Origin of the sequence: Burkholderia sp. Ac-20345 (assembly GCF_017104825.1) — a bacterium.
Lineage (GTDB): Bacteria > Pseudomonadota > Gammaproteobacteria > Burkholderiales > Burkholderiaceae > Burkholderia > Burkholderia lata_B.
On record NZ_JAAGPO010000235.1, the window covers coordinates 1 to 14,094 of the forward strand.

Annotated in this window: 13 protein-coding genes; 6 read left to right on the plus strand and 7 right to left on the minus strand. The window is 68.2% G+C overall.

What is annotated here, in order from left to right; translation table 11 throughout:
- Positions 1-2,498 (plus strand): Hsp70 family protein (locus tag G3O06_RS41765; protein WP_205819574.1); only part of this gene is annotated, 2,498 nt, incomplete at its 5' end.
- Positions 2,499-2,567: 69 nt separating this feature from the next.
- On the opposite strand, the gene G3O06_RS41770 is transcribed toward G3O06_RS41765, so the two are convergent.
- Both G3O06_RS41770 and G3O06_RS41775 read right to left on the minus strand, forming a co-directional pair.
- Positions 2,568-3,569 carry an arginine deiminase-related protein gene (locus tag G3O06_RS41770; protein WP_205819575.1) on the minus strand — a complete coding sequence of 334 codons (1,002 nt, stop codon included), beginning with the start codon at positions 3,567-3,569 and terminating at the stop codon, positions 2,568-2,570.
- Between the two features lie 59 nt (positions 3,570-3,628).
- Positions 3,629-4,708, minus strand: coding sequence for an ornithine cyclodeaminase (locus G3O06_RS41775; RefSeq protein ID WP_205819576.1), 1,080 nt, complete (start codon positions 4,706-4,708; stop codon positions 3,629-3,631).
- A 398-nt stretch (positions 4,709-5,106) separates the two neighbouring features.
- Between G3O06_RS41775 and G3O06_RS41780 the strand changes: the two genes are divergently transcribed.
- Positions 5,107-5,538, plus strand: coding sequence for an Lrp/AsnC family transcriptional regulator (locus G3O06_RS41780; RefSeq protein ID WP_006479718.1), 432 nt, complete (start codon positions 5,107-5,109; stop codon positions 5,536-5,538).
- A 16-nt stretch (positions 5,539-5,554) separates the two neighbouring features.
- Here the strand turns inward: G3O06_RS41780 and G3O06_RS49845 are convergent, their stop codons facing one another.
- Positions 5,555-5,689 (minus strand): hypothetical protein, encoded by a 135-nt coding sequence (locus tag G3O06_RS49845; RefSeq protein ID WP_277403788.1) that lies wholly within the window; start codon positions 5,687-5,689, stop codon positions 5,555-5,557.
- Positions 5,690-5,944: 255 nt separating this feature from the next.
- Here G3O06_RS49845 and G3O06_RS41785 point away from each other — a divergent pair, with 255 nt between their 5' ends.
- Positions 5,945-6,646: an isoprenylcysteine carboxylmethyltransferase family protein gene (locus G3O06_RS41785; RefSeq protein WP_174968124.1), complete on the plus strand. Its 702-nt coding sequence runs from the start codon at positions 5,945-5,947 to the stop codon at positions 6,644-6,646.
- Positions 6,647-6,760: 114 nt separating this feature from the next.
- Here G3O06_RS41785 and G3O06_RS41790 read toward each other — a convergent pair whose 3' ends face one another.
- From G3O06_RS41790 to G3O06_RS41805, 4 genes are read right to left on the minus strand one after another with little or no spacing between them, the layout of a single operon-like run.
- A complete protein-coding gene (locus G3O06_RS41790; RefSeq protein WP_205819577.1) occupies positions 6,761-7,354 on the minus strand; it encodes a peroxidase-related enzyme in 594 nt (197 codons plus the stop codon).
- Positions 7,351-7,881 (minus strand): hypothetical protein, encoded by a 531-nt coding sequence (locus G3O06_RS41795; RefSeq protein WP_205819578.1) that lies wholly within the window; start codon positions 7,879-7,881, stop codon positions 7,351-7,353. The genes G3O06_RS41790 and G3O06_RS41795 overlap by 4 nt, the downstream gene beginning before the upstream one ends.
- A gap of 45 nt (positions 7,882-7,926) precedes the next feature.
- Complete coding sequence (locus G3O06_RS41800; protein WP_205819579.1) at positions 7,927-9,360, minus strand: NAD(P)/FAD-dependent oxidoreductase; 1,434 nt, start codon at positions 9,358-9,360, stop codon at positions 7,927-7,929.
- Positions 9,357-10,373, minus strand: a complete 1,017-nt coding sequence (locus G3O06_RS41805) for a LysR family transcriptional regulator (RefSeq protein ID WP_205819580.1) — start codon at positions 10,371-10,373, stop codon at positions 9,357-9,359. The genes G3O06_RS41800 and G3O06_RS41805 overlap by 4 nt, the downstream gene beginning before the upstream one ends.
- Before the next feature lie 355 nt (positions 10,374-10,728).
- Between G3O06_RS41805 and G3O06_RS41810 the strand changes: the two genes are divergently transcribed.
- From G3O06_RS41810 to G3O06_RS41820, 3 genes are all read left to right on the plus strand, one after another.
- A complete protein-coding gene (locus G3O06_RS41810; protein ID WP_205819581.1) occupies positions 10,729-11,922 on the plus strand; it encodes an ABC transporter substrate-binding protein in 1,194 nt (397 codons plus the stop codon).
- A gap of 40 nt (positions 11,923-11,962) precedes the next feature.
- The gene (locus tag G3O06_RS41815) at positions 11,963-13,774 is read left to right on the plus strand and encodes an ABC transporter permease (protein WP_205819582.1); all 1,812 of its coding nucleotides are present in this window, start codon (positions 11,963-11,965) and stop codon (positions 13,772-13,774) included.
- A gap of 11 nt (positions 13,775-13,785) precedes the next feature.
- Positions 13,786-14,094 (plus strand): ATP-binding cassette domain-containing protein (locus G3O06_RS41820; RefSeq protein ID WP_205819583.1); only part of this gene is annotated, 309 nt, incomplete at its 3' end.

Genomic DNA, 14,094 nt, shown 5'->3' on the forward strand with positions numbered 1-14,094 from the left:
TGATCGGCCGCTACGCGCGCACGCTCGGCGCGCAGGTGCCGGGCCGGCTCGTGACGAGCGCGAAGAGCTGGCTGTCGCACGCGTCGGTCGACCGGCTCGCGGCGATCCTGCCGTGGGGCGCGGCCGACGGCGTCGACAAGGTGTCGCCGGTCGATGCGAGCGCGAGCTATCTCGCGCACGTGCGCGACGCGTGGGATGCGCGCTTTCCCGATGCGCCGCTCGCGAAGCAGGACGTGATCCTGACGGTGCCCGCGTCGTTCGACGACGGCGCGCGCGCACTGACGGTCGAGGCCGCGCGGCGCGCGAAGCTGCCCGCGCTGCGGCTGCTGGAAGAGCCGCAGGCCGCATTCTACGACTGGCTGTACGGCCAGCGCGCCACGCTGCGCGACACGTTTGCCGCCGCGCGGCGAGTGCTGATCTGCGACGTCGGCGGCGGCACGACCGACCTCACGCTCGTCGATGTCGCGCCGGGCGACGACGGCGAGCCGGCTTTCACGCGGGTCGGGGTCGGCAACCACCTGATGCTTGGCGGCGACAACATGGACCTCGCGCTCGCGCGCCTGGTCGAGTCACGGCTGACCGAGCCCGGCACGCGGCTGTCCGCCGCGAGCCTGTCGCAGCTCGTCGAGCGTTGCCGTGCCGCGAAGGAGCGGCTGCTCGGCGACGATGCACCCGAATCCGTCAACGTCACGCTGCTCGGCGCGGGCAGCAAGCTCGTCGGCGGCGCGCGTTCGGCCGAGCTGACGCGGCAGGAAGTCGAGCAGATCGTCGTCGAAGGTTTCTTTCCGCAGGTCGAATCCGGCGAACTGCCGCGCCGCGCACGCGCCGCGATCGTCGAATTCGGGCTGCCCTACGCGAGCGACGCGGCCGTCACGCGGCACGTTGCCGCGTTTTTGAAGCGTCATTCCGAAGGCCCGCTGCCCGACACGCTGCTGCTCAACGGCGGCGTGTTCCGCGCGGGCGCGCTTGCCGGCCGTCTCGCGCAGACGCTCGGCGCGTGGCGCGGTGCGCCGCTCGACGTGCTGCACAACGCGCATCCGGACGTGGCGGTCGCGCGCGGCGCGGTGGCCTACGGGCTCGCGCGCGCCGGGCATGCGCCGCGTATCGGCGGCGGCTCCGCGCGCAGCTATTTTCTCGTGCTCGACGATGGCGCGGCCGATTCTGCCGCGCGCGGCGTCTGCCTGTTGCCGCGCGGTGCGGAGGAGGGCCACGAGATCCGGCTCGACGATCGCACGTTCGCGCTGCAACTCGGGCAGCCGGTGCGTTTCCACCTCGTGTCGACGGTGGCCGAAACCGCGTACCGGCCCGGCGATCTCGTCGATCTCGACGGCGGCGATTTCGTGCGGCTGCCGCCGATTGCCACCGTCGTAGACGCGAAAGCGGGTGGCGATGCGCGCGAAACGCCGGTGAAGCTCACCGCGTCGCTGACCGAGGTCGGCACGCTTGAAATGCACTGCATCGCGACCGACGATGCGTCGCGCCGCTGGCGGCTCGAATTCCAGTTGCGTGGCGACGCGCCCGCGCAGGGCGACGACGCTGCATTCGCGCGGCATCCGCGTCTCGACCAGGCGATCGAGCTGATCGAGCGCTCGTTCGGCAGCAAGGCCGCCGACGTCACACCGAAAGACACGCGCCGGCTGCGCGCACAGCTCGAACAGGTGCTCGGTGCGCGCGAAGAGTGGGACGTCGCGCTTGCGCGCGAACTGTTCGATGCGTTGCTCGCGCGCGCCCGGCGCCGCCGGCGCTCGGCCGATCACGAACGTGCGTGGCTGAACCTCGCCGGTTACTGCCTGCGCCCGGGCTTCGGCCATCCGCTCGATGCGTGGCGCATCGAGCAGTTGTGGCCGCTGTTCGACGACGGGATTCAATACGTGACCGACGGACAGGTGTGGTCCGAGTGGTGGACGCTGTGGCGACGCGTGGCCGGTGGCCTCGACGACGACGCGCAGACGCAGGTGCGCGACGCGATCGCGTTCCTCGAACCGTCCGACGACAAGCGGCGCAAGCTGCCGTTCGATCCGGGCAAGGTCGGGCCGGCCGACATGACGCGGCTGTCCGCGTCGCTCGAACGGCTACCGGTCGAGCGCAAAGTCGAGCTGGCCGAGCGCCTGATCGCGCAATTGCAGAGGCCGGCCGAGCGAGCGCTGTGCGCATGGGCGCTCGGGCGCATCGGTGCGCGCCGGCCGTTCTACGGCAGCGCGCACAGTGTCGTGCCGGCGGAAGTGGCCAAGGGCTGGCTCGATGCGCTGTTTGCGCTCGACTGGAAACAGGTCGAACCGGCCGCGTTCGCGGCCGCGCAGATTGCGCGGATGACCGGAGACCGTTCGCGCGACCTGCCGGACGACACACGCGAGGCCGTGATCAAGCGCCTGTCGGCCGCGAATGCATCGACGGCGTGGGTCGACATGGTGCGCGAGGCGCTGGCGTTCGACGAAGCCGATACGGTGCGGGTGTTCGGCGAAACGCTGCCGGCCGGGTTGAAGCTGCTGGCGGGGTAAAGAAAGTCACGGATGCTTCGGCCTCGTTCGCAGGACGAAGCATCCGGTTGCGCCAGTCAGTGCGCGACTTCAGGCATGCGACACCGCTTCGCACTGCCGTTCCACCGATTCGATTCCCGATGCATCGCGCGCGGCCGCCCGCCGCGCGAGATGAATCCCCGCCAGCATGCATCGCACCGATCCGCCGGCCAGTTCGATCGTCGGCACGTCGAGCGGCAGCAGCCGCGCGGAACGCTCGATCGTCGCGCGCTGCACCGGCGTGAGACAGTCGTACGCGCGCCGCGACAGCGCAAGCACACGCCCCTCCTTGCCTGACAATTCCAGCGTATTGCCCGCGAAATTCGCGATCTGCGATGCATCGAGCGCGATCACCGTGCGCCCCGTTTCGGCCAGCCGTTGCGCGATCTCGTCACGACGGCGGCGGTCGGCGATGAAGTCGAGGCCGACCATCGCGAACTCGGTCGCGACGCTCATCATCACGTTCGTGTGATAGATCGGCCGCCCGTCGGCATCGGCCGTATCGAAGCAGATCGGCTCGAAATTGAAGTTCGTGCAGAAGCGTTCGAGCGCGACCGGATCGGCGCGGCGCGAACGCGCGGTGTACGCGATCCGCGCGACGTGGTCGAGCACCATCGCACCGGTACCTTCGAGGAACACGTCGTCGTATTCGAGGCCCGAGTAGTCGATCACGTCCTGCACGCGATACTCGGCCTTCAGCATCTCGATCACGTCCGCGCGCCGCTCACGGCGGCGGTTCGGGCTGTACATCGGATACAACGCGACGTGGCCGCCTGGATGCGTCGAGAACCAGTTGTTCGGGAACACGGAGTCGGGCGTGTCGCGCTCGCCGTGGTCGTCGAACACGTGCACGCGCACGCCTGCGTCGGTGAGCATCTGTGCGGCGGCCGTGACTTCGTCGCGCGCGGCGGCCGACACCGACGACGTGTCGTTCGCCCCGCCGCCGGACGTGCGCTGGAACGCGTTGTCGGCCGCGGTCTGCGGGTTCGGCAGGAAGCGGTGCGGCCGGATCATCACGACGGCGGCCGGCGCCTGGATCGATACGAGATTCATGGAAGGCAGGAGCGAAAGGCAAGGGGCCGGGCGGCGCATGGGCCGCCCGGGGATGACGGTCAGCGCGCGAACGCGGCGACGGCTTCGGTCACGTACGCCGCGTGACCCTGCGCGATCGCGGCCGGGTCGTCGATCAGCGCGAACAGGTTCTTCGGGTCGACGGCGGGCGGAATCAGTGCGATCTCGACGCCCGCGTTGTGCTGCTGCGCGAGCGCATACAGGTAGCGCAGCGCCGAGTAATCCTCGAGCGCGAAGCCGACCGAGTCGAACACCGTGACTTCGTCCGCGCGTTCGCGGCCGGTCGTCTCGCCTTGCAGCACGCGCCACAGCTCGGTGACGGTGAAGTCGGCCGGCATCTGCTGGATCTCGCCCTCGATGCGCGACTGCGGCTCGAATTCGACGAACACGCGGCCCGCATGCAGCACGCCCGCCTCGAGTTCGGTCTTGCCCGGGCAATCGCCGCCCACGGCGTTCAGGTGCATGCCGGGCTCGATCATGTCGGCCGTGACGATCGTCGCGTATGCCTTGTCGGCGGTGACGGTCGTCACGATGTCGGCGCCGCGCACGGCGTCGGCGGTCGACGCGGCGCGCACGACGCGCAGCGCCGGGTACGCGGCGAGGTTCTGCACGAGCTTGTCGGTCGCGCGCGGATCGACGTCGAACACGCGGATTTCGTCGATGCCGAGCAGCGTGTGGAACGCGATCGCCTGGAATTCGCTCTGCGCGCCGTTGCCGATCAGCGCCATCGTGCGCGCGTCGGTGCGTGCAAGCGCCTGCGCGGCGAGCACCGACGTGGCGGCCGTGCGCAGCGCGGTGGTCAGCGTGAGTTCGGCGAGCAGCAGCGGGTAGCCGGTATCGACTTCGGCGAGCGCGCCGAACGCCATCACCGTGTGCATTCCGCGTGCGGCGTTGACGGGGTGGCCGTTCACGTACTTGAACGCGAACAGCGATGCGTTCGCGACGGGCATCAGTTCGATCACGCCGTCGCGCGAGTGGCACGCGATGCGCGGCGACTTGTCGAAATCGGCCCACTGCAGGTAATCGGCGCGCAGCGTGTCGACGAGCTCGCGGAGGAACGTCGTGACGCCGGTCCTGGCGATCAGTCGGGCGGTGGCGGGAACGTCGAGGAAGCGGGTCATAAGTTTGTCTCCTGTCGACCCGAGTTAGCGCTTTAGCGCTTACTCGGGTCCCATGCCTTGTGCGGTCGACCCGAGTTAGCGCTTTAGCGCTTACTCGGGTCCCATGCTTTGCAATTACTCAGTGCCGGTACGGGTGTCCCTGGCGTCCTGGTCGACCGGGCGGTGCTTCGGCGCGCGTTCGGGCTTCCTGGAAAGCGCCCGCGCGGCTTGTCCGGCCGGTCGATAGAGTCATTATTTCCGCGAGTCGAGCCAACAAAAAGACAGCAAAAGTGGCAGATTTATCGATAGACTTGGCAAATTGCCACCCCAATCCGGCAGTTTGATCAAATCGCACTGGCCGGAATGCTCAGCCTCCGGCACGCTGGCGGCCGGTTCACGTTCAACAGGAAGGCCCGTCCATGATCACGCTCGACGATGTCGACCGGCAGCTCATCGCACTGCTGCGCGACAACGCGCGACTGCCCGTCGTCGCGCTGGCGAAGGAATTGCGCGTCGCGCGCGCGACCGTGCAGAACCGGCTGACGCGGCTGGAGAAGAACGGCGTGATCGTCGGCTATACGGTGCGGCTCAAGCCTGCGGCGGAACGGCACCGGATCCGCGCGCTGATGTCGATCGCGGTGCAGGGCAATCGCGGCGCGGAAGTGGTGAAGGTGCTGCGCGGGCATCCGAACGTCGCGTCGATCCACAGCACCAACGGGCGCTGGGATCTCGTCGCCGAACTGCATGCCGACTCGCTCGAGCATTTCGATCGCGTGCTCGGCGCGATCCGGTTGATCGACGGGATCGCGAATACCGAAACGAGCATTTTGCTGTCGACGCACAAGGCGTGACGCGAGCGGGGCCGCGTCAGGTTGCCAAGGCGGCTGGAGCGTGGATATTGGCTACGTCGCGGCTGCGAAGCAAAGAGACCAGCGCGAAGCCTGCCGCGTTGCGCCGTTGCCCGCCTTCCATCATGGTCACCAAGTGCGTGACCTGCATCACGCCGATTTCGCCCGAGGGCAAGCCAAACGTTTGCGAGGCAGCGGAGATGATTTCGTTCGCCTGAAAATCAATAAGAGCCAGGAATGGATGAGTGAACCGCGCGTCCCTTGCGTCGGTATCACCATTCGACCGAGGCGCTCGGGAATTACACCAATCAACATCAGAAAGTTGAAACTTGGGCGCTCGCCTATTGAGACGGCATGCTAGTCTGAAACGGCAAGATAAAAAGTCCTCAATAAATTACAGACCAATAACATGAAACAGGCGATACAGGACGCAGGGGCACGGGGGGCGCGCACGCAAAGTACGTTGGCAGTACACGCTACGGGTGTGAGAGAGGAATCGGAGCAGATCAGTCTGATCGAGCTTGGCGCTCGCGTGTCTTCCGTGACGGTCCTGGGCGTGTTTGCCTGTTTGATTTATTTGCAGTGGCGATTGAATCCAGGCCGGATCACGCTGATCCTGCTGTTGGCTTCTGCAGTACTGACTGTTGGATTCTCGGCCTTCGCGAAATTGCCGAGGCGGCGCGACTGGCATCCGGTTGCGGTGTGCTTTTCGCTTGGCGGTTCATTCTATTGCCTCGCCTATCAGCTGACCGCCAGTACCCAACTGATTCCGGAGTGGGCCGGGGGCGGCTGGCAGATTGTCGGGATTGCATTGCAATTGTTTGCGAAGCTGTCGCTGGGGCGCTCATTCGGTCTGCTGCCGGCAAACCGCGGGGTAGTCTCGATCGGCGCGTACCGCTTCGTGCGTCACCCGATCTATGCCGGGTACCTGTTGTCCGAAATCGGCTTCCTGCTCACCAACTTCAGTACCCGAAACCTGGTCACGATCGGCGTCTGGATGCTGTTGCAAATCGGGAGAATCAGATTCGAGGAACGCGTGTTGTCGGAAGACGCGAATTATCGGGCGTACAAGACGCAGGTTCGATATCGACTGATTCCCGGCGTGTTCTGACGGGATACCGGAAGCTCGCCGTCCCTGAACGTTGGTGACGCACATGAGCGTGGGTCCGGCGCAGCTTTGTGCGCCGGGTTTCGTCAGATCAATCGCGCGGAATGGTCAGACGGTTCAGACGTGGGCCACCGGCTCCGGAAACACCGGTTCGCCGAGCGTCAGCATCAACCGGTTCGCCCACGCGAAGATCGCGACCGCGTGCGACAGGTCGAGAATCTCCTCATGCGTCAGCCCTTCGGCTTCCAGCGCGGCGATGTCGCGCGCGTCGACCGTATCGGGCCGCTCCGTCAGCGCGACCGAATAGCGGACGATCGCGCGTTCGCGCGCCGTCGTGCCGGCCGTCGCCGGATCGTCGAACACCTGCTCGATCGCGTCGGTGCGTTTCGCGAGCTGCGCGAAGCGCTGCGCATGCACGGACGCGCAATACACGCAGCCGTTCACGCGCGACACGGCCGTGCTCGCCAGTTCGCGCTCCGCGCGCGACAGCCCGCCGGGGCCGTACATGATCGCGTTGAACACGCCCGAGCGTTGCCGCAGGATCTCGGGAAGATGGACGAGCAGCAGGTAGTAGTCGGACGTCTTTGCTTGCGGGTGGCTCGCTTCGAGCACCGCAAGCTGATCGGGCGTCGCGGCATCGAGCGAAACGGTGTCGAGCCAGGCACGCCAGCCGAGCGTGTCGAACGTGAAGCCGTGGGTGGTCGTCGTCATGCGGCCTCCGTGGCGGCACGCGCCTGAAGTGCTTGCGCGGCAGCCGCGACACGCAACTGATACGCGACGAACGCAACGAGCTGCGACAGCGCGACGATCGCGGGCGTCGTGAGGCCGGCCGACTTCAGCGCGTCGAGATCGGCCGGGCGTGCATCGACAGGGGCGCGCGTCAGCAGGTGAGCATGCGCGAGGATCGCGCCGATGCGGCGGGGCAATGCGTCGAATGCATCGGCGTCTGCCCGTGCGATATCGTCGAGCGAGCCACCTGCGTCGACCAGTCGTTTCCGATAGGTGTCGGCCAATGCCGGTGCATTCGATTTCTGTGCGACATACCGTGCCGCGTGCAATCGTTCGGTTAGCGAAAGATCGGGCAGCGCGGGATCGAACAGCGCGGCTTCGCTCAGCCGCGTATGCAGCAGCACCTTGTCGCGCGCGCGGCGCAGCGCGGCGACCGCATCGCCGTCGCGCAGGCCGGCTACTGCGTCGATCGTGTCCGGCGCAGCGGCCGGCGTGATGGATTCAGTCATCGTTTCGGGTTCCCTTCGTCGTCAATGTGATCGATGGACGCGCGCTCACGCGTCGGCGTCGCGCCATTCGTCGCCCTGCAGTTCGGCGTTCGCGTATGCGACGAGCGCGTCGTAGTGGCGGTCGCGGTCGGCGTCGAACAGCCGGCTCGCGATGCCGCGCGCGAGCCGCCTGGCGCCCGTGCTGATGGCCGGGATGTCGCCGGACAGCTTGCCGTGGCTCAGGCTTGCCGCATGGTTGAAGCAATGGATCCGCGTGATGGCCTCGCACGTGCCGGGCTCGCGCTCCTGGAATGCAAACGCGGGGCCGAGATCGGGGGACTCTGCGAGCTCGTCGAGCCACGTGCCCGGTTCCGGTCGATAGCGATCCTTCCAGCGCCGCACCTGCGCGCCGAACGACGCGAATTCCGCGCGCGTCGTCCAGTCCGAATGGAAGCCGGTCGCGAAGATCACGAAATCGACGGTGTAGCGCCCGCGCGGCGTCGTGACGCCGAGGCCGTCCGCGTGTTCGGCGAGCGTCTCGATCGGGCTGTTCGCGTGGAAATGTGCATGCTCGTGGCGCGACACACGCAGCACGCTGTCGCGCGGCGGCGGCGTTTGCGACGTCAGCGCGTAGTGCATGAAGCGCCACTTCGTCGCGTCGTCGAGATCGGCGTAGCCGTGCACGAGGCCCGGGCTGCCGATGCCCGTCAGCTTGTTGATGCGCGGAATGTCCGCGCGGCGGAAGAACAGGTCGACGCGCGCGGCGCCCGCTTCGAGCGCGGTGCCCGCATTGTCGAACGCGGATGCGCCCGCGCCGACCACGCCGACGCGCTTGCCCGCGAGCGCCGCGAAATCGATCGGCTCGGACGAATGGGCCCAGCGCGTGCGCGGCGCGCGTTGCGCGACGGGCGGTACGTACGGGCCGCCGAGCCCGTCGCGGCCGGTGGCGAGGACCACGTGCCGCGCGAGCAGCGTCTGCGCTTCGCCGTTGCCGCGCACATCGAGCGCGAGCAGGCCGTCGTCGCGCGGACGCAGCGCGACGAGCGTGGTGTCGTTGCGTACCTGCAGGTCGAGCACGCGCCGGTACCAGCGCAGGTAGTCCATCCATTGCGTGCGCGGAATCTTGTAGAGCGCGTCCCATGCGTCGCGGCCGTATTGCGTCTCGAACCATGCGCGGAACGTCAGCGCGGGCAGCCCGAGCGCGGGGCCCGCGAGCTGCTTCGGCGAGCGCAGCGTGTCCATTCGCGCGAACGTGACCCACGGGCCTTCGTAGCCGGCCGGCGCGCGGTCGATCACGCACTGGTTGTCGATGCCGAGCAGGCGCAGTTCGGCGGAAGCCGCGAGCCCGGCCATGCCGCCGCCGACGATCGCGACGTCGAGCACGCGTGTGCCGTCGGCCTCGCGCGGCGGCACCCACGACGGCGCGGGCAGGTCGAGCCAGCGCAGGTCTTGCGCGAGCCGTGCTTCGAGTGCGTGGAGTGCATCGAGTGGTGTCGTCATGCCGCCTCCGGGCGGGTACGGCGCGCACGCGTAGTACGGGCTGCACCACGCGGCGCGCGCTCGCTGCGCAGCCGGTCGCCGCGCATCAGCGCGTCGTGCGCGGCCGCTTCATGAAAGATCACGTCGTCGAGCAGGGCGCGCGTCGTACGGTGCAGCGCGTCGAGCAGCGCATCGACGGCGGCCGTGCGTGCCTTGCCGGCCGGCGTCGCGACGCCGAATGCGAACGGGATGTCGACGTCGAGCGGGCGTGCGACAACACCATCCACCGGCAGCGCGACGCCGGTCGCCGGATCGACGATGCCGATCCCGATGCCCGCGCGTGCGGCCATCACCGCATTCAGCGATGCATTGGTTTCAATGAACACGCGTGCGTCGACCCGCGCGGCCGCGAATGCCGCATCGATCCGCTGGCGCAGCCGGTGCCGGTTCGCGACCGTCACGATGCGGTGGCGTGCGAGATCGCGCAGCGCGATGCGCGGCTGCGCCGCGAGCGGGTCGCCGGCAGGCAGCACGGCGACGCACGGCGTCTGCGCGATCCAGTGCACGTCGAGCCCCGCGTGTGCCATTGGCAGCGTGACGACGCCGACATCGGCCGTGCCGGCCAGCACCTCATGCACGACATGCTCGGCCGATTCGCTGCGCAACTGGTAGTGCGGCGCCTGCGCGCCGTCGGGCAGCGCGGCGAGCGCGGCCGGCACGAGCGTGGCCGCGAGCGAAGGGGTTGCCGCGATGCGTACGGGTTCGGCGGTTTCATCGCCGAGCGCCCGTGCACGTGCCTCGATCGCACGCAGGCCGACCAGCGAGCGTTCGACTTCCTCGTAGAGCAGGAACGCGCGCCGCGTCGGCGTGACGCGCGGGCCATGCCGGTCGAACAGCGCGTAGCCGAGATCGGCTTCGAGCTCCTGGATCTGCCGCGTGACGGCCGGCTGCGAGCGGCCGAGCAGTTCGCCCGCGCCGGTCACGCTGCCGGCCGACATGACCGCGGAAAAGGCTTCGAGTTGATGCAGCTCCATGACACCTTCCGATGATGCGATTTTCGCATTGTAGGAGTGCGAGCATGCGTGATTCATATAATGATTTTTGCTATCGACAGCGCGAAAACTGCGAAGCGCCCGATCGTCGCGATGGCGGGTTGCGCGTGCGTGCGCATTGGTCGAGACGGGTGACGTGAACGAAACGCCAATCGAATCAAGGCGCTGCGATGCATGTCGATGCATCGTGCGATACAGGGCGTGCGGATGGCCGTTCGCGACCCTCACCCGCTTCGCGCGGCGCACGATATCGATATGCGCAAAACTTCGTTGGATCGTCCTGAACCGGATGGTTACATGCCCTCACTCTTTTCGACTGACTGAAGCTGGGGGACGCATGAACGTTTCGGGGAACGACGCACGCGGCGCATGGCGGCGCGTGCTGGGCACGGTGGCGGCGCTCGCTGCCGCATGGGGCTTGTCGACGGGCGGCGCGCTCGCGGCGGGCGTATCGGGCGAGCCGGTGGTGATCGGCGTGAGCGGTCCGCTCACGGGCCAGGATGCGCAGTACGGCGAACAATGGAAGCGCGGCTTCGATCTCGCGCTCGACGAGATCAACGGCAGCGGCGGCATTCATGGCCGTCCGCTCGCGGTCGACTTCCAGGACAGCCGCAGCGACCCGCGCCAGGCCGTCGCGATCGCGCAGAAGTTCGTCGCTGATCCGCGCATCGCGATCGAGCTGGGCGACTTCTCCAGCGCGACGTCGATGGCTGCATCGCCGATCTACCAGCGTGGGCAGCTGATCCAGTTCGGCTTCACGAACTCGCATCCCGACTTCACGAAGGGCGGCGACTATCTGTGGAGCACCGCGCTGAGCCAGGCCGAGGAGCAGCCGCTGCTCGCGCGTTATGCGGTGAAGGAACTCGGCTTCAAGCGGATCGCGGTGCTGTACCTGAACACCGACTGGGGCCGCACCAGCAAGGACATCTTCGCGAAGGCGGTGACCGGGCTCGGCGCGCAGGTCGTCGCGGCCGAAGGCTATCAGCCGACGGAGAAGGATTTCCGTTCCACGCTCGTGCGGATCGGCGCATCGAAGCCCGATTCGATCGTGCTGATCTCGTACTACGCGGACGGCGCGCAGATCGTGCGGCAGGCGCGCACGTCGGGCGTCACGCTGCCGATCGCGGCGGTCGGCTCCGTGTATTCGCCGAAATTCCTCGAGCTGGGCGGCGCGGCCGTCGACGGCGTCTATACCGAATCGAACTTCTTCCCGGCCGAGCCGCGCCCGGAAGTGCAGGCGTTCGTGCAGCGCTATCGCGCGAAATTCCATGCCGATCCCGATTCGTTCGTCGCGCGCGCCTACGACGCGCTGATCCTGTCGGCCGAGGTGCTGCGCCGCTACGGCACGACGCGCCAGGCCGCACACGACGGCTTCGCGAAAATCAGCGACGTGCCGAGCGTGATCTTCGGCAAGGTGCGCTTCGATCCGCAGACGCGCCGCGTCGCGGGCGCACGCACCGTGTATCTGGTCGTGAAGCAGGGGCAATGGGCGCTGTGGGATGGCGCGAAGCCGCAGCTCGCCGCGCGTTGAGCCCGGCCCTGAACAGCATGCACGTAACGGACGCATCGTGATGGCTTCCTGGCTCGACTACACGCTCAACGGCCTCATCGTCGGCAACATCTACGCGCTGCTCGCGGTCGGGCTCGCGCTGATCTTCGGCGTGTCGCACCTGATCAACTTCGCGCACGGCTCGGTCTACATGGTCGGTGCGTTCATCGGCTGGCTGTGCCTGACGCGCTTCGGGCTGCCGCTGCCGGTCGCACTCGCGGCGGTCGTCGTCGGCTGCGGCGCGCTCGGCGTCGCGATCGAGCGGATCGGGCTGCGGCCGCTGCGTCACGCGGCACGCATCGCGCCGCTGCTCGCGACGATCGGCATCAGCTTCATCCTCGACCAGCTCGTGCAGCTCGCATTCGGCGCGGACCCGCGCGCGGTGCCGACGCCGCTGCCCGACTGGCACCTGCGGATCGCCGGCGCGACGCTCGGCTCGCTCGACCTGCTGATCGCGGGCATCGGCATCGCGGCGGCCGCGCTGCTGTACGGCTTCCTGCGCTTCACGCGGCTCGGCTGGGCCGTGCGCGCGACCGCGCAGGATCGCGACGCGGCGCTGCAGATGGGCGTCGACGTCGACCGCGTGAACCAGACCGTGTTCGCGATCGCGTGCGCGCTCGGCGGCGTGAGCGGGCTGCTGGTCGGCATGTACTACAACAGCATCGATCCGGCGATGGGCTTCCAGGCCACGCTGAAGGGCGTGGTCGCGCTGCTGATCGGCGGGCTCGGCAACGTGCCGGGCGCGATCGCGGGCAGCCTGCTGCTCGGTCTCGTCGAAAGCTACGGCGTCGCGCTGTTCGGCACCAGCTATCGCGACCTGTTCGCGTTCGGGTTGCTGATCGTGTTCCTCGTATGGCGGCCTAACGGGCTGTTCAGCGCGAACCGCGCGCTGCCGCCGGAGCCGATGACGGGCACCTTCCTCGCCGCCGCGAAGGCCGTGCGCGTGCCGCGCCCGGTACTCGTCGTGCTGGTCGCGCTGGCGGCCGTGCTGCCGTGGCTCGGCGCGTCGCCCTACGTGTTGCAGACGCTGACCAACGCGTGGCTGTACGGGCTGCTCGCGCTGAGCCTCACGCTGGTGGCGGGCACGGTCGGGCAGATCTCGCTCGGCCACGCGGCGCTGCTCGTGATCGGTGCGTATGCGTCGGCGCTGCTGTCGTCGGATCTCGGCTGGTCGCCGGCCGTGACGATCCCGTGCGCGGGCGTCATCACGGCCGTGCTCGGCACGCTGCTCGTCTATCCGGCATTCCGGCTGCGCGGGCACTACGTGTCGATCGCGACGCTCGGCATCGGCGAAGTGGTGAGCCTCGTGATCCTGAACTGGGACGGCCTCACGCGCGGCCCGCTCGGCATCACCGGCATCGCGCCGCTGCCGTGGGCAACGACCGCGCGCGCCGCGTACTGGTTCACGTTCGCGGTGCTCGTTGTGTTCGCGCTCGTGCAGGTGCGGCTGCTGCGTTCGCATCTCGGCCGCACGCTGCGCGCGGTGCGCGAGGACGACGTCGCCGCGCGTGCGCACGGCATTGCACCGAACCGCTACAAGGCGATCGCATTCGCGGTCGGCGGCGTCGCGGCCGGCGTGAGCGGCGGGATCGCCGCGCACCTGTACAGCTACATCAATCACCAGACCTTCGATTCGCAGGTTTCGATCCTCGCGCTGACGATGGTGATCCTCGGCGGGCTCGGCAACGTGCTCGGCGGCATCGCCGGTGCGATTGCGCTGATCGGGCTGCCCGAGCTGTTCCGCTGGGCGGCCGATTACCGGATGCTGATCTACGGCCTCGTGCTGCTGCTGCTCGTCCGGTTCCGGCCGCAGGGCCTGCTCGGCACGGTGTGAGGAGGAATGCGATGACGACCAATCGACCCTTGCTCGACGTACAGGGCCTGACGCGCCGCTTCGACGGCGTGACCGCGCTCGACGGCGCGAGTCTGACACTCGCCGATGGCGAACTGCTGAGCGTGATCGGGCCGAACGGCGCGGGCAAGTCGACGCTGTTCAACCTGATCGCGGGCGCCGACCGGCCCGATGCCGGCCGCGTGACGTTCGACGGCCGCGACATCACGGGCACGGCGCCCGAGCGGCTCGCGTCGCTCGGCATCGCGCGCACGTTCCAGCACGGCCGCGTGTTCGGCAACCTGAGCGTGCTCGACAACGTG

Coding starts and splice junctions, on each gene's coding strand:
- G3O06_RS41770 (WP_205819575.1), bottom strand. CDS start 3,569: ATGAATCTCGTATCGATCCAGGCGCCGGCCGCCGTCGTGATGATCCGG.
- G3O06_RS41775 (WP_205819576.1), bottom strand. CDS start 4,708: ATGACCCGCTTCCTCGACGTTCCCGCCACCGCCCGACTGATCGCCAGG.
- G3O06_RS41780 (WP_006479718.1), top strand. CDS start 5,107: ATGATCACGCTCGACGATGTCGACCGGCAGCTCATCGCACTGCTGCGC.
- G3O06_RS41785 (WP_174968124.1), top strand. CDS start 5,945: ATGAAACAGGCGATACAGGACGCAGGGGCACGGGGGGCGCGCACGCAA.
- G3O06_RS41790 (WP_205819577.1), bottom strand. CDS start 7,354: ATGACGACGACCACCCACGGCTTCACGTTCGACACGCTCGGCTGGCGT.
- G3O06_RS41795 (WP_205819578.1), bottom strand. CDS start 7,881: ATGACTGAATCCATCACGCCGGCCGCTGCGCCGGACACGATCGACGCA.
- G3O06_RS41800 (WP_205819579.1), bottom strand. CDS start 9,360: ATGACGACACCACTCGATGCACTCCACGCACTCGAAGCACGGCTCGCG.
- G3O06_RS41805 (WP_205819580.1), bottom strand. CDS start 10,373: ATGGAGCTGCATCAACTCGAAGCCTTTTCCGCGGTCATGTCGGCCGGC.
- G3O06_RS41810 (WP_205819581.1), top strand. CDS start 10,729: ATGAACGTTTCGGGGAACGACGCACGCGGCGCATGGCGGCGCGTGCTG.
- G3O06_RS41815 (WP_205819582.1), top strand. CDS start 11,963: ATGGCTTCCTGGCTCGACTACACGCTCAACGGCCTCATCGTCGGCAAC.